The sequence below is a fragment of the Sphingomonas sp. genome (assembly GCF_024508665.1).
In the GTDB taxonomy this organism is placed as follows: domain Bacteria; phylum Pseudomonadota; class Alphaproteobacteria; order Sphingomonadales; family Sphingomonadaceae; genus Sphingomonas.
In genome coordinates this window covers 407476-427982 of sequence record NZ_JANINP010000001.1, presented here as the reverse complement: position 1 = coordinate 427982, position 20507 = coordinate 407476, and the positions used below count along the sequence as shown (strand labels likewise).

The 20507-nt window shown below is 66.5% G+C and carries 19 protein-coding genes; 12 read left to right on the top strand and 7 right to left on the bottom strand.

The window, feature by feature from the left end; translation table 11 throughout:
• Window positions 1–28: 28 nt before the first annotated feature.
• On the top strand, window positions 29–1417 hold the full coding sequence (locus Q0L25_RS01945) for a M17 family metallopeptidase (RefSeq protein WP_296611233.1): 1389 nt from the start codon (window positions 29–31) through the stop codon (window positions 1415–1417).
• Between the two features lie 51 nt (window positions 1418–1468).
• Here Q0L25_RS01945 and Q0L25_RS01940 read toward each other — a convergent pair whose 3' ends face one another.
• From Q0L25_RS01940 to tpiA, 3 genes are read right to left on the bottom strand one after another with little or no spacing between them, the layout of a single operon-like run.
• Window positions 1469–2101 carry a DUF937 domain-containing protein gene (locus tag Q0L25_RS01940; protein WP_296611232.1) on the bottom strand — a complete coding sequence of 211 codons (633 nt, stop codon included), beginning with the start codon at window positions 2099–2101 and terminating at the stop codon, window positions 1469–1471.
• Window positions 2102–2134: 33 nt separating this feature from the next.
• A complete protein-coding gene (locus Q0L25_RS01935; RefSeq protein WP_296611231.1) occupies window positions 2135–2692 on the bottom strand; it encodes a cupin domain-containing protein in 558 nt (185 codons plus the stop codon).
• Window positions 2689–3441 carry a triose-phosphate isomerase gene (gene tpiA, locus Q0L25_RS01930; RefSeq protein WP_296611230.1) on the bottom strand — a complete coding sequence of 251 codons (753 nt, stop codon included), beginning with the start codon at window positions 3439–3441 and terminating at the stop codon, window positions 2689–2691. Before tpiA ends, Q0L25_RS01935 begins: the two co-directional genes overlap by 4 nt.
• Before the next feature lie 166 nt (window positions 3442–3607).
• Between tpiA and Q0L25_RS01925 the strand changes: the two genes are divergently transcribed.
• Together Q0L25_RS01925 and Q0L25_RS01920 are read left to right on the top strand one after the other, a co-directional pair.
• Window positions 3608–5584 carry a SurA N-terminal domain-containing protein gene (locus Q0L25_RS01925; protein WP_296611229.1) on the top strand — a complete coding sequence of 659 codons (1977 nt, stop codon included), beginning with the start codon at window positions 3608–3610 and terminating at the stop codon, window positions 5582–5584.
• Between the two features lie 4 nt (window positions 5585–5588).
• Window positions 5589–7097: an anthranilate synthase component I family protein gene (locus tag Q0L25_RS01920; protein ID WP_296611228.1), complete on the top strand. Its 1509-nt coding sequence runs from the start codon at window positions 5589–5591 to the stop codon at window positions 7095–7097.
• A gap of 2 nt (window positions 7098–7099) precedes the next feature.
• Here Q0L25_RS01920 and Q0L25_RS01915 read toward each other — a convergent pair whose 3' ends face one another.
• Window positions 7100–7522, bottom strand: coding sequence for a hypothetical protein (locus tag Q0L25_RS01915; protein ID WP_296611227.1), 423 nt, complete (start codon window positions 7520–7522; stop codon window positions 7100–7102).
• A 144-nt stretch (window positions 7523–7666) separates the two neighbouring features.
• Here Q0L25_RS01915 and Q0L25_RS01910 point away from each other — a divergent pair, with 144 nt between their 5' ends.
• From Q0L25_RS01910 to lexA, 6 genes are all read left to right on the top strand, one after another.
• Window positions 7667–8251, top strand: a complete 585-nt coding sequence (locus Q0L25_RS01910; protein ID WP_296611226.1) for an aminodeoxychorismate/anthranilate synthase component II — start codon at window positions 7667–7669, stop codon at window positions 8249–8251.
• Entirely contained in the window at window positions 8248–9243 is a 996-nt protein-coding gene (gene trpD / locus Q0L25_RS01905) for an anthranilate phosphoribosyltransferase (RefSeq protein WP_296611225.1), read from the top strand. Before Q0L25_RS01910 ends, trpD begins: the two co-directional genes overlap by 4 nt.
• A complete protein-coding gene (gene trpC, locus Q0L25_RS01900) occupies window positions 9240–10028 on the top strand; it encodes an indole-3-glycerol phosphate synthase TrpC (RefSeq protein ID WP_296611224.1) in 789 nt (262 codons plus the stop codon). Before trpD ends, trpC begins: the two co-directional genes overlap by 4 nt.
• Window positions 10029–10076: 48 nt before the next feature.
• Window positions 10077–10592 (top strand): cyclic pyranopterin monophosphate synthase MoaC, encoded by a 516-nt coding sequence (gene moaC / locus Q0L25_RS01895; RefSeq protein WP_296611223.1) that lies wholly within the window; start codon window positions 10077–10079, stop codon window positions 10590–10592.
• Between the two features lie 67 nt (window positions 10593–10659).
• On the top strand, window positions 10660–11847 hold the full coding sequence (glp, locus tag Q0L25_RS01890) for a gephyrin-like molybdotransferase Glp (protein ID WP_296611222.1): 1188 nt from the start codon (window positions 10660–10662) through the stop codon (window positions 11845–11847).
• Window positions 11848–11903: 56 nt separating this feature from the next.
• Entirely contained in the window at window positions 11904–12575 is a 672-nt protein-coding gene (gene lexA / locus Q0L25_RS01885; protein ID WP_296611221.1) for a transcriptional repressor LexA, read from the top strand.
• Here the strand turns inward: lexA and Q0L25_RS01880 are convergent.
• The gene (locus tag Q0L25_RS01880; RefSeq protein WP_296611220.1) at window positions 12466–14802 is read right to left on the bottom strand and encodes a ComEC/Rec2 family competence protein; all 2337 of its coding nucleotides are present in this window, start codon (window positions 14800–14802) and stop codon (window positions 12466–12468) included. The genes lexA and Q0L25_RS01880 overlap by 110 nt on opposite strands.
• A gap of 28 nt (window positions 14803–14830) precedes the next feature.
• Between Q0L25_RS01880 and gltX the strand changes: the two genes are divergently transcribed.
• From gltX to Q0L25_RS01865, 3 genes are read left to right on the top strand one after another with little or no spacing between them, the layout of a single operon-like run.
• Window positions 14831–16267 carry a glutamate--tRNA ligase gene (gene gltX / locus Q0L25_RS01875; protein ID WP_296611219.1) on the top strand — a complete coding sequence of 479 codons (1437 nt, stop codon included), beginning with the start codon at window positions 14831–14833 and terminating at the stop codon, window positions 16265–16267.
• 18 nt (window positions 16268–16285) lie between these two features.
• Window positions 16286–17563 carry a citrate synthase gene (locus Q0L25_RS01870; RefSeq protein ID WP_296611218.1) on the top strand — a complete coding sequence of 426 codons (1278 nt, stop codon included), beginning with the start codon at window positions 16286–16288 and terminating at the stop codon, window positions 17561–17563.
• The gene (locus Q0L25_RS01865) at window positions 17563–17748 is read left to right on the top strand and encodes a hypothetical protein (protein ID WP_296611217.1); all 186 of its coding nucleotides are present in this window, start codon (window positions 17563–17565) and stop codon (window positions 17746–17748) included. Before Q0L25_RS01870 ends, Q0L25_RS01865 begins: the two co-directional genes overlap by 1 nt.
• 262 nt (window positions 17749–18010) lie before the next feature.
• Here the strand turns inward: Q0L25_RS01865 and Q0L25_RS01860 are convergent, their stop codons facing one another.
• Entirely contained in the window at window positions 18011–19378 is a 1368-nt protein-coding gene (locus tag Q0L25_RS01860) for a HAMP domain-containing sensor histidine kinase (RefSeq protein WP_296611216.1), read from the bottom strand.
• Window positions 19375–20457, bottom strand: coding sequence for a DUF2336 domain-containing protein (locus Q0L25_RS01855; RefSeq protein WP_296611215.1), 1083 nt, complete (start codon window positions 20455–20457; stop codon window positions 19375–19377). Before Q0L25_RS01855 ends, Q0L25_RS01860 begins: the two co-directional genes overlap by 4 nt.
• Between the last annotated feature and the right edge of the window lie 50 nt (window positions 20458–20507).

Sequence of the window (20507 nt, the reverse complement as noted above, 5' to 3'; positions counted from 1 at the left end):
TCGACCCGCTTACCAACGAGACACTCGCATGACTGACTTTGCCGCCCTCCTCCAACCAGACCGCGGCCAGTCCGCGCGCACGATCGAGGTCGTCCATCCCGACGGATTTGCCGACTGGCTGGCCGCGCAACCGCCGCGCGTGCGTGCGATGGTCAGCGCCGCTCGGGTGACGGGCAAGGCCGGCAACAAGGCGATCCTTCCCGGCGAAGGCGTCGAAGACTGGTCGGTGCTGCACGTCTGCGACGAGGAGGCCAACTCGCCGTGGCGGATCGCATCCCAGCCCGATTTCCTGCCGGAGGGAACGTATCGGCTGAAGGGCGGCGATGTCGGACCGGCCGGTCTCGGCTGGCTGCTCGCGCAGCATCGTTTCGACAAATATACCAAGCCCGACAAGAACGGCGCGCCGCGAGTGCTGCTGACCAGCGATCCTGCCGCCATCGACGAGACGGTCAGGCTGGCGCAGGCGACGGCTCTGGTTCGCGACCTGGTCAATCTCGGCTCGTCCGACATGGGACCTGCCGAGATCGAGGCCGAGGCGGCAAAGCTCGCCAAGACATTCGACGCCACGTTGACCGTCACGCGCGGCGATGCGCTGGCGACCGGGTATCCGATGATCGACGCCGTCGGCCGCGCCGCCGCCAAGCATCGCGCACCGCGGCTGATCGAGCTCGAATGGGGCAATCCCAAACATCCGCGCGTTGCGGTGCTCGGCAAGGGCGTCTGCTTCGATTCGGGCGGTCTCGATATCAAGCCGGCGAGCGGCATGCGCCTGATGAAGAAGGACATGGGTGGCGCCGCCCACGCGCTGGCGCTGGCCAATTTGATCATGGGAGCGCGGCTGCCGGTCCGGCTGCACCTGCTGATCCCGGCGGTCGAGAATGCGATTTCGGCCGATGCCTTCCGCCCCGGTGACGTGCTCAAGACGCGCAAGGGGCTGACCGTCGAGAACACCAACACCGATGCCGAGGGGCGCTTGGTGCTCGGCGATGCGCTGACCAAGGCGGGTGAAGCGAAGCCCGAGCTGGTGATCGACTATGCCACGCTGACCGGCGCGGCCCGCGTCGCGCTCGGCCCCGATCTGCCCGCGACCTTCATCAGCGACGAGGCGCTGGCGTCCGAGCTGATCGGGGCCGGCACGGCGGTCCACGACCCGTTGTGGCGGCTGCCGCTATGGGACGGTTATGACGAATATCTCAAATCCGACATCGCCGACCTGATCAACGCGCCCGACAACGGCTATGCTGGCGCAGTCACCGCGGCCTTGTTCCTGCGCCGCTTCGCGCCCGAGGGCGTGCCCTGGGCGCATCTCGACACCTTCGCGTGGCGGCCGACCGCCAAGCCGGGACGTCCCAAGGGCGGCGATGCTCTGGGCTTGCGCGCCGCCTGGGCGATGCTGAAGAAGCGGTACGCAAGCTGACCTAAGCCATATCCTCGCCGGTCTTTGCCGGGAGGCGTGAAATAAAAAGTGTCAGGCCGACCGACCGCCGCCGCGCACCATGCCGAGGATGTCGTCGAGCGGATTGCCGTCGTGATTGGCGTCGAGCATCGACGCCAGCCCGCCGAGGCTACCGAAGATACCGCCGGTCGGCGCCGCGGCGGGCGCCGCCGGGGCGGCGGGCGCGGTGCTCGCGCCGCTGCCCGCGATCATCGAGGTGAGCACGCTCGCGGCGATGCCGCCGAGCATGCCGCCGCCCATCTTTTTCGCTACCTGTTGCGCGACCAGCCCGGCGACGATCGGCAGCATCGCCTTCAGGACCGTGTCGCTGATCCCGGTTTGCGCCGCGGCGGCGGTGGCGACCGAGCGGCTGACGTCCTTCGACCCGAAAATCTGTCCGAGCACGGCATTACCGGCCTCGGTATCGGTCGCCGGGAACGTGGTCGCGGCGGCTATGCCCGCGACCGATCCCAGGCCACCGCCCTGTTCGACCTTCTTCAACCCGCCAAGCACGGCCGGCAGCAAGGCGCCGACCGCGGCATTGGCCTGATCCGGCGTCAGCCCGAATTGCTGCGCGAGCGCACCGACATCGACCTGCGGTGTTACGCCGGCGTCACCACCGGTTGCGCCGGTCGCCTGTTGTAGAAGCTGTCCCAGGATATCCATGACCGCGACTCCTTGAACGCGAACCGCCAGCGATCAGGCGGCGGTTGAGCGTACCGCGTCGATCAGGACGAAGGCAATGCGCGCGAGGTGATCCGACCTGTTTTCCCACCCATGCGGCGTTCCCCGCTGGATCAGGACGTCGCCCGCGCGCAAAATCGTCTCATCGCGGTCCATCACCGCGACGATCTCGCCCTGCAGCACGATCGCGTAATCGACCGTATCGGTGGTGTGCATGCTCGCCGAGCGCGTGCTGCCCTCGTGGTGATCGGCATCGGGATAGAGCGCGGCGAACACCGCCTTGACCATCGCCGCGCGCTGTTCGGGGGTCGCGTCGCCGATCGGCGGGAAGTCGATCACACGGAGCACCGTGCCGCGATTTGGCGGCAGCACGCCGCGATGCTCGGCAATGTCATCCGGCGCGTCGATCGCGCTCGGTGCCGCATGCGTGCGCCACATATTGGTACTGCGATAGGTCGAACCTGGCAGGACGAACTCGGCTGGGCTGGGTCCGTCGTGGACGATGTAAGACTGGCCGTCCGCATCGATCGCGGTAACGACGCGGCGTGGCGACGGCAGAGGTCCGTCGGTCATGCCGACAGCGCCTTGACCGCCTGGATGATCGGGACGAACTTGTCCGCGGTCAGGCTGGCGCCGCCGACCAGCGCGCCGTCGACATTCTGAAGCGCCAGGATTTCCGCGGCGTTGGCGGGGTTGGCCGATCCGCCGTAGAGAATGCGCATGTCACGCGCGCCGTCGCCGATCATTTGCTGCAGCTTGACGCGGATGATCGCGTGAATCGCCGCGATCTCGTCCATTGTCGGGGTCCGACCCGTGCCGATCGCCCAGCACGGCTCATAGGCGATCGTCAGCCAGTCGGCATGCGCATCGTCGGGCAAGGATTCCTCAATCTGCGCCCGCACGACATGCGCCGCGCGGCCGGCATCGCGCTCTTCCTGCGTTTCGCCGACACAGAGGATGACCTTCAAGCCATGGCGATGCGCCGTCGCCGCCTTGAGATAAACGTCATGGCTGGTCTCGTGCTGATCGCTACGGCGTTCGGAATGGCCGACTATGGTGAAGGCGGCGCCCGCCTCCCTCACCATCCTGGCCGAAACGCAGCCGGTATGCGCGCCGTCTTCGTCCTGGTGCACGTCCTCCGCGCCGATCGCCAGATTCGGCACGCGGGCATGAGCCGGCGCGATCAGCGTCGCCGGCACCGCGACCCCGACATCGATCCCCGGCGCCGCGGCGGCGGCACCCGCGATGCCGTCGAGTTCGGCCAGCGCCGCCAGGCTGCCGTTCATCTTCCAATTGCCTGCGATCAGCTTGCGCCGTGTCATGTGTCCTCCCGTTTTATGTATTCCCCGATAACGCCCACAAGAGCGTGCGCAAGCGTCGTGCTCGTTGCTCGGCACGGCGTTGCCAGGCATGATCTCAGGGCATTGCCGGTTATGAGCACACGTCCTAAAGCGTCGGCTCGTTTTTCAGGACCAACGATCGGGCCCCATGCTCACCTTCTTTCGCAAGATCATCTTTTCGCGCATCGGCGCGCTCGTCACGCTGGTTGTCGTCGGCCTGATCGGCGTGGCGTTCGGGCTGGGCGACGTCACCGGCCTGAGGTCCAACTCGCTAGGCGGGCAGAGCGCCGCGACCGCGGCGACCGTCGGCAGCGACACGGTTTCGGTGACCGAATTGCGCAATGCCACCGACGGCATGCTCAACATGTATCGCAACCAGGCGCCGCAGCTCACCATGGCGGAATTCATCAGCCGTGGCGGCCTCGACGGTCCGTTCGAAAGCCGGCTGACCTCGATGGCGATGGAGCAGTTCGGCCACAGCCAGGGCATCCGCGTCGGCAAGTCGTTGATCGACAACCAGATCGCAAACATTCCCGGCGTTCGAGGGCTGGACGGCAAGTTCGACAAGGACAATTACAACCGCCTGCTGGCGATGCTGAAGTCCAACGACCAGCAATTCCACGAACAAATGGGCCGCGACCTGATGACCCAGCTGATGCTCGGCCCGATCGCGGCAAATGCCACCGACAAGCTCAAAGGGCCGAGCGGCGTAGCAACCTTCTATGCATCGATGCTGCTCGAAAAGCGCAGCGGCACCGTCGCATTCGTCGATACCAAGAAGATGCCGGCCGGCGCGCCGGTCACCGACGCCGAGGCGCAAGCTTATTATACCCGCAACGCGCCGCGCTATACGATCCCCGAGCGCCGCTCGGCTCGTTACGCGCTGATCACGCTCGACGAGCTCAAGAAGCGCGCTACGCCGACCGACGACGAGATCGCCAAGGCCTATCAAGCGCAGAAGGCGAAGTTCGACGCGGGTGAAAACCGCTCGCTCAAGCAGGTCGTGTTGCAGGACCAGAAGGCCGCCACCGATCTCGCGGCGAAAGTCCGCGCCGGCACCGCGATCGAAGCCGCCGCCAAGACGCTCGGACTCGAAGCCGCCGCGATCAACGACGTCAACAAGACCGCTTATGCCGGCCAATCGTCGCCTGCGCTGGCTGATCAGGTATTCGGCGCCGCGCAAGGGGCGGTGATCGGTCCGGTCAAGACGCCGCTCGGCTGGGTGGTCGCGCATCTCGACAAGATCACCAAGGTCGCGGGCAAGACGCTCGACCAGGCCAAGCCCGATCTGGTCAAGGAACTCACCGACCAGAAACTGGCGGCCATCGCGCAGAGTTTGCGCGACCAGATCGAGGATGCGATCACCAATCGCCAGACGCTCGACCAGATCGCGGCCAAGCTCAACCTGAGCGTGCAGACAACGGCGCCGCTGACCGCCAACGGTACCGATCCGACGGCTGCGACTCCGGTCAAGCCCGATCCCAACCAGACCGCGCTCTACCAACTCGCCTTCCAGTCGGAGACCGATGACGATCCCCAGCTGGTGCCCTATGGCCAGGACGGCAGCTTTGCGGTCGCGAAGCTCGACAAGGTGATCCCGGCGGCCGCGCGGCCCTTCGCGACGATCGCCGACCAGGTGAAGAAGGACGTGGTCATCGACCGCCAGGTCAAGGCCGCGCGCGATGTCGCCAACGCGATCACCGGCAAGGTCAACAAGGGCGTCCCGCTCGCCCAGGCGATGGCCGAATCGGGCATCAAGCTCGACGCGACCAAGCCGATGTCGGCCAATCGTGCGCAACTGTTCGCGTCCAAGCAGCCGCCCGCGCCGCTCGTCCTGCTCTTCAGCAAGCCCAAGGGCAGTGCGTCGCTGGTCGAGGCGCCTTATAAGGGCGGCTGGTTCGTCATCGTCGTCGACTCGGTCGAAAAGGGTAATGCGGCCGGCAATGCGCAATTGGTCGACAAGATGCGCGGCGATCTCGGTGCGAGCCTGGGCGACGAATATCGCCAGCAATTCGCCCGCGCGATCCGCGACAAGATCGGTGTGAAGAAGAACGATGCCGCGATTGCCGCGCTGCGCCGCGACCTGCTCGGTCAGGGCGGCGACGGCAGCGACCAGCCGCAATAAAGCGATGATCGAAGGAGCCGACGTTGCGCTGACCGCACTCGCGGCCGGGCGTCCCGCGCTCGTCTGGCGGCGTCAGGTCGCGGATACCGAGACGCCGGTCGCCGCCGCACTGAAGCTGATCGAGCCGGAACGCGGCGACTTCCTGCTCGAATCAGTAGAAGGAGGCGCGGTGCGCGGGCGTCACAGCCTGTTGGGGCTCGCGCCCGACCTGGTGTTCCGCGCCGATGGCGAGCGCGCGGCGATCAATCGCCACTGGCTGACCGATCGCACGGCGTTCGAACCTTGCGCCGAACCGACGCTAGCCGCGTTCCGCTCGCTCGTCGCGTCGTGCCGGATGGGCGAGGTTCCGCCCGAACTGCCGCGTGCTCTGGCCTGCCTGGTAGGCTATTTCGGCTATGAGACGGTCGGACTGGTCGAGGACCTGCCCCGCCCCCCGGATCCCGGGCTCGATCTGCCCGACATGATCTTCGTGCGGCCGACCACGGTGCTGATCTTCGATCGGCTGGCCGATCAATTGTTCCTGGTTGCGCCACTCTGGCCCGATAGCGGCCTCTCCCCCGAGGCGGCGCTGACGCTTGCCGAAGAACGGATCGACGGCGTCGCCGCCAGGCTGGCGAGCGCCCCTATCCCGGCGGCGCCGCGCAGCGACCCGAGCGAGATCGCGCTGACCCCGGTCCTCCCGGACGGCGCGTATCGCGAGATGGTGCTGAAGGCGAAGGATTATATCGCCGCCGGCGATATATTTCAGGTCGTCCTGGCGCAGCGTTTCACCGCGCCGTTCGCGCTGCCGCCGATCGAACTCTATCGCGCGCTTCGCCGCGTGAACCCCTCGCCGTTCCTCTATTTTCTCGATTTGCCCGATTTCGCGCTGTCGGGCTCCAGTCCGGAGATCCTGGTACGCGTGCGCGACGGCGAGGTCACGATCCGCCCGATCGCCGGCACGCGCCCGCGTGGCAAATCGGCGACCGAGGACGAAGACAATCGCCGCTCGCTGCTCGCCGACCCCAAGGAACGGGCTGAGCATCTCATGCTTCTGGATCTCGGCCGCAACGACGCCGGTCGCGTCGCCGCGCCGGGCACGGTCAAGGTGACCGACAGTTATACGATCGAGATGTACAGCCATGTGATGCACATCGTGTCGAACGTGGTCGCCGAACTCGACGCCAACAGGGACGCGATCGATGCACTGTTCGCGGGGTTTCCGGCCGGGACGGTGTCAGGCGCGCCGAAGGTTCGCGCTTGCCAGGTCATTGCCGAGCTGGAGCCCGAAGCACGCGGTGCCTATGCCGGCGGGGTCGGCTATTTCTCCCCGGACGGATCGATGGATTCGTGCATCGTGCTGAGGACCGCGGTGGTCAAGGACGGCGTCATGCATGTGCAGGCCGGTGCCGGGATCGTCGCCGACAGCGACCCTGTCTACGAACAGCGTGAATGCGAAGCGAAGGCTGGCGCGCTGCTCGCCGCCGCCCGTGAAGCGATCGCCCGGGCGGGCGACGCCCGCTTCGGGCAATAGACCTACTGGTCCGGCGACTGACCGTTGGCCTTGGCGCGGCGTTCGGCCGCCCAGGCCCTCGCCGCCGACCGCGCGCAGCCAGTCTGACCGCCTGACCCCACCGGCGAGCAGGTGTCGGGCAGGCCTGCGGCCTCGCGGCTGGTCTGCTCGTCGGCGGCCACCCGGTTCACCCAACTCTGCCGGGCGGGCGGGATCGGCCCGGCGCCGCGCAATGCCTTGGGAATACGGTAGGGATCATCGACCGTCGTGCACACGACGATCTCGTCGTTAGTGGACGGCGGACATTTCTGATCTGGCTCGACGATCACCGACCGGATTCGCTTGACGGGCTGGGCACTGTCGGCCTGCTTATCGGTCTTGTCCTGTGCCATCGCGCCGACGGGAACGGCCAGCAGAGCCAAAGCAGCAAACGCAGAACGAATCATCGGTGCGACCTTTCCTTGGGCACTTCAACGCGCCCTAGATAGGATCGATCCCGTATCATTCCAGCGCTTGGCAGGCCGAAACACGGCAAAACGAGGGCGCAACGACGATTGTCGCGGTGCAGCGAAAGCGCTAGCGGGTCCGCGATGATTTTGGTGATCGACAATTACGACAGCTTCACCTGGAACCTGGTCCATTATCTGATGGAACTCGGGCAGGACGTGCAGGTCGTACGCAACGACGCGCTGACCGCGCGCGACGCCTTGGCGAGCAATGCCGAGGCGTTCCTGATCTCGCCCGGCCCCTGCACTCCCAACGAAGCCGGAGTCAGCCTGGATCTGGTCGCCGCCGCTGCCGAAGCGGGGCGGCCGCTGCTCGGCGTGTGCCTCGGCCATCAGTCGATCGGCCAGCATTTCGGCGGGCACGTCGTGCGCGGCGGGCTGATGCACGGCAAGACTTCCGCGATCACGCATGACGCAACCGGCGTGTTCAAGGGCGTGCCCTCGCCCTTCCAGGCGACGCGTTACCATTCGCTGGTCGTAGAGGACATTCCCGCCGAGTTGATCGTCAATGCGCGCGCCGAGGACGGGTTCGTGATGGGATTCCGTCACGCGACCCTGCCGATCCATGGTGTGCAATTCCATCCCGAGAGCATCGCTACCGAACACGGACACCAGTTGCTCGCCAATTTCCTGGAGCTTGCCGGGCTGAAGGCGAAGGCGCTGGCGTGACCAGCTTTGCGCCGCTGCCCGATCCATCGACACCTCTGTCGCGCGAGTCCGCCGCGCAGGCGTTTGCCGACATCCTCGACGCCAAGACGTCCGAGGAGGCGATCGCCGAGTTCCTCATCGCGCTGACCGATCGTGGGGAGACCAGCATCGAGATCGCCGAGGCGGCGCGTGCATTGCGCGAACGACTGATCCCGATCGACGCCCCGGCCAATGCGATCGACGTCTGTGGTACCGGCGGCGATGGCCATCACACGCTCAACGTCTCGACCGCAGTCAGCCTGGTGGTCGCGGCGAGCGGCGTACCCGTCGCCAAGCACGGCAATCGAGCGGCAAGCTCCAAGGCAGGCGCCGCCGACACGTTGGAGGCGCTCGGCCTCGACATGGAACGCGCCGGTGCGCTGGCTCAAGCGACGCTCAACGACCTCGGCATCTGCTTCCTGTTCGCGGCCAACCATCATCCGGCGATGAAGCGGATCACCCCAATCCGCCGCCGTATCGGTCGCCGCACGATCTTCAACCTGATGGGTCCGCTCGCCAATCCGGCGCATGTAACGCGCCAGCTGATAGGCATCGCGCGACCCGATTACACCGGCACCTATGCCGAGGCGCTCGAGCAACTCGGCACCGAAGCGGCGCTCGTCGTGTCGGGCGAGGAAGGGCTGGACGAGGTATCCGGCGCAGGCCCGACCGTCGCCGTCACAGTCGGCCGGCTGTCGCTGCCCGGCCACATCACGCCCGAAGATGCTGGCCTGCCGCGCCACCCGATCGCCGCGATCCATGGCGGCGACCCGGCCTATAACGCCGCGGCGCTGCGCCGATTATTGCAGGGCGAGCATGGCGCCTATCGTGATGCCGTGCTGATCAACGCCGCTGCCGCGTTGGTCGTCGCGGGTGCCGCCGACACGCTCACCGAAGGTGCCGAGGAAGCTGCCGAGACGATCGACAAGGGTCTCGCCAACGCGCTGCTCGATTGCTGGATCGCTTATAAATGACCAATATCCTCGACCGTATCCTCGAAACCAAGCGCGCCGAAGTGGCGGCGAAGAAAGCCACGACGTCGCTCGCCAGCCTGGAAGCGATGATCAGCAGGCGCGACACGCCGCGCGGGTTCAGAAAGGCGCTCGACAAGAAGGCGAAGACCGGCCCCGCATTGATCGCCGAGGTCAAGAAGGCGAGCCCATCCAAGGGCGTGATCCGCGAGGATTTCGACCCGGCCGCGCATGCGCTCGCCTATCTCAAGGGCGGGGCAACCTGCCTGTCGGTGCTGACCGACGAGCAATATTTCCAGGGCGACGATTCCTATCTGGCGCTGATCCACGAGACCGTGCCGCTGCCGCTGCTGCGCAAGGATTTCATGATCGATCCGTGGCAAGCACATGAAAGCCGCGCGCTCGGCGCAGATGCGATCCTGATCATCGTTGCCGCGCTCGACGACGCGCGCATGGCCGAGATCGAGGCGGCGGCGACCGATTGCGGGCTCGACGTCCTGGTCGAAGTGCATGACGAGAAGGAGCTCGACCGCGCGCTCAAGCTCAAGTCGCGGCTGATCGGGGTCAACAATCGCGATCTGCGCGATTTCACGGTCAGCTTCGATCGGACGTACGAGTTGGTCGGCGAGGCGCCGAAGGATTGCACGTTCGTGGCTGAAAGCGGCCTGTCCTCGCGCGCCGACCTCGACGCGATGCGCGCCCATGGGGTCAATTGCTTCCTGGTCGGCGAGAGCCTGATGCGCGCGGAGAATATCGCTGCGGCGACGAAGGAATTGCTGGGGAGCTAATCCCTGCTCCTTGCGGCAGGCAGTGGCGAAGGGCATGTCTCAATCGCCATGCCCGTGACTGACATCCCCTCCCCTGATCCCTCCCGCGAGCGGGAGGGGAATCTAACGCATCTCGACGAGACGGGAGCCGCGCGGATGGTCGACGTATCCGGCAAGGTCGAAACCGAGCGCCGGGCGGTTGCCAGTGGGCGGATCGCCATGTCTCGCGAAGCGGCCGCCGCGATCGGCGCAGGCAATGTTCCCAAGGGCGACGTCCTCGCCGCCGCACGGATCGCGGGCATCATGGCCGCGAAGCGCACCGGCGAGTTGATCCCGCTGTGCCATCCGTTGCCGATCACTAGCGCCGCGATCGATCTTTCGGTCGACGCGGATGGAGTGACCGCAACCGCGACGATCACCACCACCGGCCGCACCGGGGTGGAGATGGAGGCGATGACCGCGGTTTCGGTCGCGCTGCTGACGATCTACGACATGGCAAAAGCGATCGACAAGGCGATGACGATCGGCGCGATCCGCTTGTTGGCGAAGACTGGCGGCAAGTCGGGCGAGTGGACAGCGACCTGATCCTTTGATCAGCTTGGTGCGGCACAGCGCTGGCGGTGGAGCGATGCGCTATGGCATGGCGTAAACGATGAACCCGCTACTCTCCGTCGCTGATGCCCAGGCCCGTTTGTTCGCGATGGCGCCACGCGTCCCCAGCGAGCGCGTGCCGCTCGCCGCGGCAGCGCGGCGCTGGACCGCCGAGCCAGTAGTCGCGCTGCGCGCGCAGCCTGGCGCCGACCTGTCGTCGATGGATGGCTATGCGATCCGGTTCGATGACTTGCCAGGACCGTGGCGCGTGATCGGCGAGAGTGCGGCAGGACGTGCCTTTGGCGGCTCGATTGGGCGCGGAGAGGCTGCGCGGATCTTCACCGGCGCGGCCATGCCCGCAGGCGCCGACAGCGTGCTCGTCCAGGAAGAGGCCGAACGCGATGGCGGTACTTTGGTCCTTGCCGGTGAGGGGCCGCCGCGCCGCGGGGCGAGCGTGCGTCGCAAGGGACTGGACTTCGACCGCGGCGCAGAGCTGATCGCCGTCGGCACTCGCCTCACTCCCGCCGCGATCGCGCTGGCGGCTACCGGCGGGCATGGTGCGCTCAACGTCAACCGCCGCTTGCGCATCGTAATCCTGGCAACGGGGGATGAGCTTGTCGCGCCCGGCACGGCGAGCGACGATCCGTTGGCGCTGCCTGAGGGCAATAGCGCGATGCTGTCGGCGATGCTCGCCGACCTGCCCGCCGACGTGACGGTGGCGGGGATCGTCCCCGATCAACTCGACGCCTTGGTCGCGGCCTTCTCCGCCGCCAGCGCCGATATCATCGTCACTACTGGCGGCGCGTCGGTCGGCGATCACGACCTCGTTCGCCCTGCGCTCGAGGCGGCGGGCGGAGTCCTGGATTTCTGGCGCATCGCGATCCGGCCGGGCAAGCCGATGCTCGCGGGCCGCCTGGGCGAGGCGGTAGTGCTCGGTCTGCCGGGCAATCCGGTATCGGCCTTCGTGACAGCGACACTGTTCCTGCGCCCGCTGATCGCGGCGATGGCCGGCGCGGCCGATCCGTTGCCGCGCAAGCTCCGCGCGGAGCTTGCCGAACCCCTTCCCGCTAACGAGCATCGCCAGGATTATCTGCGTGGAACGTTCGTCGATGGCCGTGTCACAGCCGCCGCCGTGCAGGACAGTTCGATGCTCGCGACGCTCGCGCGCGCGACGTGTCTGATCGTCCGCCCGCCACATGCGCCGCCCGCCGCCATCGGCGATAGCGTGGACATCCTGCCGCTCGCTTGACTTGGTCCGTAACGTTCCGTAAAAGTTCCGCGTCTGTTCTGGACGGAGGAACGTCGATGCTCACCAAGAAGCAGCATGAGTTGATCTGCTTCATCAACGATCGCTTGAACGAAACCGGCGTATCGCCGTCGTTCGAGGAGATGAAGGAGGCGCTCGACCTTAAGTCGAAGTCCGGCGTGCATCGTCTGATCTCGGCGCTCGAGGAGCGGCAGTTCCTGCGGCGCCTGCCCAACCGGGCGCGCGCGCTCGAAGTGCTGAAGATGCCTGAGCGTGCCGATAGCAAGCGGCCGGCGGCGGCTCAGGCCAAGCCGAGCAACTTCCGTCCCGCCCCCGAACCCGCCAACGACGTGATCGAGATCCCGCTGCACGGCCGGATCGCGGCCGGCGTGCCGATCGAGGCATTCGAGGGATCGTCGATGCTTCCCGTCCCCGCCGCCTTGCTCGGCAGCGGCGAGCATTATGCGCTGGAAGTCGCGGGAGACTCGATGGTCGAGGCCGGTATCCTCGACGGCGATTACGCGCTGATCCGCCGCACCGACGTTGCTCGCGACGGAGAGATCGTCGTCGCTCTGATCGAGGACAGCGAAGCGACCCTCAAATATTTCCGCCGCGAAGGCGCTATGGTGCGGCTCGATCCGGCCAATCGCTCCTACGATCCGCAGCGTTATGCGCCTCAGCAGGTGCGAATCCAGGGGCGCCTCGCCGGCCTGTTGCGCCGCTACGATTAAAACGCGAGTCTGGGATTACCCAGGGGTGGCGATCCCCAGGCTGACGGACGGTAACGACCCGCCCGCTGGCCAGACTGATCGCCATCCCACCGGTGCGGCGTAGGAACGGGGCATCGAGTTTCAGCCATGTCGGCCGGCACGCTGAGGGCAATCGCCGGTCGCTGACAACGATGTCCGCGGCTCGGCACGCGGCGATCAACTGGTCGGAAGGCAATTGGTACAGGCTGCGCGTCGCCAACACGCGGAATGTCCGCCCTCCCGATTGCACCAGAGCGAGACATGCGTCCGGCGTGCATTTCGCGAAGGGCTGATCGGACAGCAGCAGTGCTTCCCCATCCACCCCGGCATTCTGGGTCATGGTATCGCGAGTATAGTCCCCCGCCTTGTCGCGCAGGATCGCGACGCCGCCATCAGGCGTCCTGACCGCAAGATGTTGGCCGTCTCCGGAGATCAGCAGGTCCGGCGCCGGGATCGCCAGCGCCCAGGCCGCACCCATCGCCATCGGCGCAAGTCCGGCAAAACGCACCCGCGAGCGCCACAACATCAGCCATAACAACCCCAGGATCATCAGCCCGAACGCGCCCGCCGGCATGCCGGGCAGCATCGCCACCGACCCAGGGGCCTTGGCCGCGGTACGCGCGATCCACAGCAACAGATCGAGTGCGTGCGTGGTCACCCACCAGAAGGGCGCACCCAGGCCGATCGCGTCACCGGCCAGCGCCAGCGCCTCGGCCGGCATGATGACGAACGTGGTCAGCGGGATGGCAACGATATTGGCGACGACGCCGTACATTCCCTCCTTGTGGAAATGATACAGCGCGATGGGCGCCAGCGCGGCTTCGACGACCAGACCGGTAAGCAGCAACGACCCGACTTCGCGCCCGATACGGCGCCACCAGGCCTCGTCGCGTTTCTCGAACAATCGCTTGATGCGCGGCTGCTCGTGGAAAGCGATCAGCGATCCGACCGCGGCAAAGCTGAGCTGAAAGCTCGGCCCCGCCAGCGCCTCGGGCCAGATCAGCAGGACGATGAAGGCGCCGGCCGCGACCAGCCGCAACGTGATCGCCTCGCGCCCCATGGCGAGCGCGGCCAGGACCAGCAACGCCGCGATGCACGACCGCGCAGTCGGAACCTGGCTGCCCGTCAGCAAAGTATATCCGATCGCGGCGATCGCGCCGGCACCCGCCGCGACCACCGGAATCCGGACCCGCAACGCCAGCCATGGCCATAAAGCGAGCAGTCGCGTGACCGCCCAGATCGTCGCGACGACCACGGCGGTGATGTGCAAACCGCTGACCGACAAGAGATGCGCGAGCCCGGAGCGCCGCATCGCGTCCGCATCCTCCAACGATATCGCCCCTTCGTCGCCCGCCGCCAAGGCGGCGGCGATCCCGCCCGCGCTGCCTTCGACCTTGCTCTGGATATGCGCCGCCAATGCCGCGCGTAGGCCGTTCGACTCCTTGCCCGGTACGATCACCTTGACCGGCGCGTTTCCCTTGCCGGTCGCGCCGAGCCCGGCGAACCACGCGACTTGCCGAAAATCGTAAGCGCCGGGCACCGTCGCCTCGTTGGGCGGCATCAGCCGGGTCTGCAGCTTGATGATCGCGCCCGGTCCAAGTCCGACCGGCACGTCCGTGTTGGCGATATTCACCCGCACGTGTGGCGGCAGCAGGAGCGGCGGCCTCGGCCCGTGGTCGCATCGTCGCGCTCCGCCGCCATAGGACGCGCCGCGCTCCTTCCCGCAATCTGGCCGTTTCGGACTGGCGACAGCCTGCGCCGCGATCGGCGTCAGGCTCACCCGGACGAGCTCGCGCGCCGGCAGCGGCTCGATATTCTCAACCCGCGCGGTCAGCATGACGATCGCCGGTCGCGCCAGGACCGGTTGCGCGACATAGCTGGCGCGCCACCACGCCAGCCCGACCCCCATGGCCGCCAGCGCGGCGGCGAGCGCCACCGCGCGGCTGGCGCGCCCTCCTTGCCCGATCGCGATCGCCGCCAACGCCATGCCGGCCAGCGCGAGCATGGCGGCGGTCCATTGCACCGGATCATAGAGCGCGAACCACAGGGCGATGCCGCCGGCCAGCGCCACCGGCAGCCACAAAGGGAGTTGATCGCGCTCCGCCTCCAACCCATGTTCGAGTGCAAGGCGTGCACGCGTACATCGTGCCGCCAGCGTTTGAAGCGGCCGGAACCGCGTGCTAGGGCGCGCGGCGGCGACGGTCGCCATCAGTCATCCAGCCTGGGAGCATGCGCGGTTGAGCGCCAGTTCTGACTCCGGGGCGCCCACCGCCGGCGCACCCGTCACCAACGTCGTCACCCGGTTCGCGCCTTCGCCGACCGGCTTTCTGCATATTGGCGGCGCGCGGACCGCGTTGTTCAATCTGCTGTTCGCGCGACACCACGGGGGCAAATTCCTCCTGCGCATCGAGGATACCGATCGCGCGCGATCGACACAGCCCGCAATTGACGCCATTTTGGCGGGGATGCGCTGGCTCGACCTAGAATGGGACGGGCCCGAAATCTATCAATTCTCGCGCGCCGCTCGCCATGCCGAGGTCGCGTATCAGATGGTGGAAAAGGGCGCGGCGTATCGCTGCTACCTGACCCAGGACGAACTCGCCCAGATGCGCGCCGAGGCGGAAGCGGCGAAGAAGCCGCTCCGGATCCGCTCGCCCTGGCGCAACCGCGTGCCCAACGACCCGCAAGCCCCGCACGTCATCCGCCTGAAAGCGCCAAATGAGGGTGCGACGACCATCCAAGATCGCGTCCAGGGTGAGGTCACCGTTCAGAATAGCGAGATCGACGATCTCGTCCTGCTGCGATCGGACGGAACGCCTACCTATATGCTGGCGGTCGTCGTCGACGACCACGACATGGGCGTGACGCACGTCATCCGCGGGGACGATCACCTCAACAACGCGTTCCGCCAGCTGCCGATCTATCGTGCGATGGGTTGGCCGGAGCCGATCTACGCCCATATCCCGCTGATCCATGGGCCCGACGGCGCGAAGCTTTCCAAGCGCCACGGCGCTTTGGGCGTCGACGCCTATCGCGACGAAATGGGCCTGCTGCCGGAAGCTGTCGACAATTACCTGCTGCGGCTCGGCTGGGGCCATGGCGATGATGAGATCATCAGCCGCGCCCAGGCGATCGAATGGTTCGATCTCGACGGGGTCGGAAAATCACCAAGTCGGTTCGATCTAAAGAAGCTGGAAAACCTGAACGGTCATTATATCCGCGAAGCGGACGATGCCCGTCTGGCCGATCTCGTCGCAGCCCGAATCCCGCTCGATCTGACCCCGCCGCAGCTCGACCTGTTGCGCCGCACCATGCCGTTTCTCAAGCCGCGCGCCGCCAATCTGGTCGAATTGGCCGAGGGCAGCATATTCCTTTTCCACGCCCGGCCGTTGCCGATGCACGCAGATGCAGCAATGTTGCTCCAGGGTGACGCACCTGAGCTGCTCAAGCGCGTTCACACGGCGCTTGACGCCGTCGCCGACTGGGATACGGAGGCGCTCGAAAACGCGGTTCGGCAAGTCGCCGAAGACGCCGGGGTCAAGCTTGGCCAGGTCGCGCAGCCGCTCCGTGCGGCGCTGACCGGCAGGCGCACCTCCCCTGGCATTTTCGACGTGCTCGCCGTCCTCGGCCGCGAAGAAAGCCTGGGCCGCATATCCGACCGGATGGCGGCCTGAACATCGAAGGAACCTGATATGGCCGACACGAACACCCTCAAGTTCGGGGATCACGACTATCCGGTGATGTCCGGCTCGGTCGGCCCGCAGGTGGTCGATATCCGCAAGCTGTACAGCGAAACGGGTATGTTCACCTACGACCCGGGCTTCACCTCGACCGCCAGCTGCGAATCGGCCCTGACCTATATCGATGGCGATGAAGGCGTTCTGCTCCACCGCGGCTACCCGATCGGCCAGCTCGCCGAGCAATCGAGCTTCATGGAAGTGAGCTACCTGCTGCTCAACGGCGAATTGCCGTCCAAGAGCGAACTCGACGAATTCACCCACACGATCACCCGCCACACGATGCTGCACGAGCAGCTCGCGACCTTCTATCGCGGGTTCCGCCGTGACGCGCACCCGATGGCGATCATGTGCGGCGTGGTCGGCGCGCTATCGGCTTTCTATCACGATTCGACCGACATCAACGATCCGCGCCAGCGGATGATCGCCTCGCACCGGCTGATCGCCAAGATGCCGACGATCGCGGCGATGGCATATAAGTACAGCGTCGGACAGCCGTTCCTCTATCCGGACAACTCGCTGAGCTATACCGGCAATTTCCTGCGCATGACGTTCGGCGTGCCGGCCGAGCCCTATCATGTGAACCCGATCGTCGAGCGTGCACTCGACCGCATCTTCATTCTCCATGCCGATCACGAGCAGAATGCGTCGACTTCGACTGTCCGCCTCGCCGGCTCGTCGGGCGCCAATCCGTTCGCGTGCATCGCGGCGGGCATCGCCTGTCTCTGGGGTCCGGCACATGGCGGCGCCAATGAAGCCGCGCTCAACATGCTGCGCGAGATCGGGACGCCCGATCGCATTCCGGAATTCATCGCCCGTGCGAAGGACAAGAACGATCCGTTCCGCCTGATGGGCTTCGGTCATCGCGTCTACAAGAATTACGACCCGCGCGCGACGGTGATGCAAAAGACCGTGCGTGAAGTGTTTGACGCGCTGAAGGTCAACGACCCGGTGTTCGAGGTTGCGCTGCAGCTCGAGCACATGGCGCTCAACGACCCCTATTTCATTGAAAAGAAGCTGTTCCCGAACGTCGATTTCTATTCTGGCGTGATCCTGTCGGCGATCGGCTTCCCGACGACGATGTTCACCGCCTTGTTTGCGCTCGCGCGCACCGTCGGCTGGGTCGCGCAGTGGAACGAGATGATCAGCGATCCGGCGCAGAAGATCGGCCGCCCGCGCCAGCTCTACACCGGCCCGACGCAGCGCGATTATGTCGAGATCGGCCAGCGCTGATGCGCTTGCTGCTCCAGATCGTCGGTGCGCTGTGCATCGCGATGGGGCTGTTATGGGTGGGCCAGGGCCTCGGCCTGGTCCACTGGCCGGCATCGAGCTTCATGCTCGACATGCGCATCTGGGCGCTCTGGGGCGCGCTGCTCGCGGCTGGCGGAGTCGTGCTGGTGTGGATCGGGCGGCGCTAGCGTCGCGACTATTCCGGTCTGCGGCGCGTGTGCTTGGCCGATAGAAGTTCTCGCACAAAGCCACGAAGGCGCGAAGATTCGGTTCGCGCAGGGGCGGCGGAGAGCGCTGAGATCATGCGCGCGACAGCGCGCTTTCGCTTTGCCCTAGGGAAATCGAATGGCTGCTGACGCAGCGGGCGACACCTCTGCGTCCCCTGGCCTCTGCGCGGAATCGCTCTTCTTTGTGTCTTCGTGGCTTCGTGCGAGCCAAATCTTCGACGCGTCAGCCGACAGCTCCCGGCAGGGTCAGCATGAAGCGCGCGCCCTGCCCCGGCGCCGAATCCACCGTCAGATCGCCGCCCATCGCGCGCGCCAGGCGCCGCGCGATATAGAGTCCCAGCCCACTCCCGCCCGGTTCGCTGGGGTCGATGCGTTCGAACTTTTCGAAGATGCGCGCCTGATCCTCGGGGGCGATACCCTTACCCTGGTCGGCGACGATGATGACCGCCGTTCCGCGATCGCGATGGGTGCGTATCCAGACCATTCCCCCATCGGGCGAATAGCGCACCGCATTGCCGATCAGATTGACCAGGATCTGCAGTACGCGTTTGAACTCGCCGGTGGCGGGCGCGCGGTCGATGTCCTGCGGCGCGTCGATCTTGACGCCGCGTTCCGCCGCGCGGACGCCGAGCAGGCCGGCAGCGCGCCGCCCGATATCGGCGAGGTCGATCGGTTCCGCAGCGGGCGCGAAGTCGGGCCGCTCCACCGCCTGGAGATCAACCAGATCGTCGACCAGCCCGAGCAAATGCCGCCCGGCACTGGCGATGTCCGAGGCGTACTCGGCATAATCGCGCCGGATCGGCCCTTCCGTCTGGGCATGAATGCTGTCGGCATTGGCAATGATGCGCCCGAGCGGGGTGCGCAACGCGCGATCGAGCCGAGCACTGAAAGCGTCGAGCGGGTCGGTGATACGATCGTCGACCGGCTGTGGCTCACGCGTTTCGGCCCTGACCGCGCCGATATAACCCGCGAACAGGCCCTCCGCATTGAGGGTGGGATTGGCTGACAAGCTCACGGCCTGCCCCGTCGCGCGCACCGTCGCCGCTTGCCCCTCGAACGGCTGATGCACGGTCAAGACACCGAGCATCGGCATGGCGCCCTCGGCATCCATCTCGAGCGCGAATAGGGACGCGAGCGGCTTGCCGAGCGCGGTCTCGGGCGTCACGCCGTACCGCGCGGCCTCCGCGGCGACCGCCGTCAAGCGCAAAGTCGCATCGGTTTCCCACCACCAATCGGCGCCTTGCAGCAACAAATCGCGGTCGCGCCGTGCCGGGTCCACCGGCGGTGTCCAGGGCGCGCGCAGCTTCCAGCCACCCAGTTCCAGACGTACGCCCTCCTCGACCGGATCGGCGCGAACCCACAATTCCAGCTCATCGGGTCCGTCAGCCACCTGCACATGGCGCGCGACCGTGATCCCAAGCCGCTGGGCCAGCCGCGCGAGCACGGCGACCTGCGGCACGGCAAAAGGCTCGCCAAGCGCTCCGCCGGCGCGTGTGTTGAGGTCGTCGAGCCGTGGCCCGGCATCGACCAGGCGGCCGTCGCGATCGATGAAACCGTGAACGGGCGGCAAGCCCGCGTCGACCACGCTCATCGACGCTTCTCCAGCTCTGCCATGGCCGCACGAAAGTCGGGATGGAGCCGAAGCGGCGCAAGCGCTCCGCGCGCCTCGTCGGGCGTAACCGCGGCAATCGCTTCCAATTGATCGGCAAAGGCTTCGACGTCGCGCCGCGGATCCGCCTCGCACAGGCTGAGACCGACCCGGGCGACCGTCGCCCGGTCGAGCCCGGCACCGCGCAGCGCCAGCCATAATTGATCGCCGCCGTCCAGGACGATCTGCCGCATCGTCGCATAGTCGATGCCCAAGGCGTGGCCGAGGAATGCGATGACGAGCGCCACCCGCCGATCCCCCAGGGCGTGCCTCAGCACCGTCGCCAGTTCCGCGGGTTGGGGATCGACCGTCGCGGCGAGCCGCATCGCCGCGCTTTCCAAGCGGTCGCCTTCGTCATGATCGGCGAGCGCGCGCAACGCCACCTCTGCGATTATCCGGTCCGCGGCGCTGGGGCCCAATTGTTCGCGGATCGCTGCCGCTACCCACCAGACCAATCTGTGCTGCAGTTCGGCCGGCAGTTCGGTCCGCTCCAGCCGATGGCTGTCGATCAGCCCTCGACGTCGGCTTTCGGCGGCCATCACGGCCAAAGCGGCATCTGCGACCCTGGGATCGGCGCTTCCGGCCAATCGCGCGAGCAAGCTGGCCGAACCGATCTCATCGGGCGGCAAGGCGGGTAACAAATCGACCAGCAGATCCTGCCGGGTGCGCGCGATCAATTCACGCATCATGTCGAAATCGCGCAGCAATCCACTGCCGACCAAGCGGTCGAGCACGGGTGCTCCATCTTCAATTCGCTGGATCGCGGTGGAATCCGCACCTGACGAATGTGCGACGGCTCGCCGACGCAGATCGCGTTCGACCGCCGCGACGATCGCGGTCAGCGTCGCCGCGAGCGCCGCGCGCGTCCGGTCGTCGAGCTTCGAATCTTCGGGGAGGAAGAAATCTTCGATCGCCTCCGCCAGTCGGCGATCGGCATGACGCGCCGCTGCCGCCGCTCGCGCGAACAGCGTGCTGGCGCTCGCACGGGCGCCATCGTCCCAATCGCGTTGGTCGATCGACATGCTATGGTTGTACGATTGTGTCGTTAAAGCGAGGTTAGCCAGAATTCACC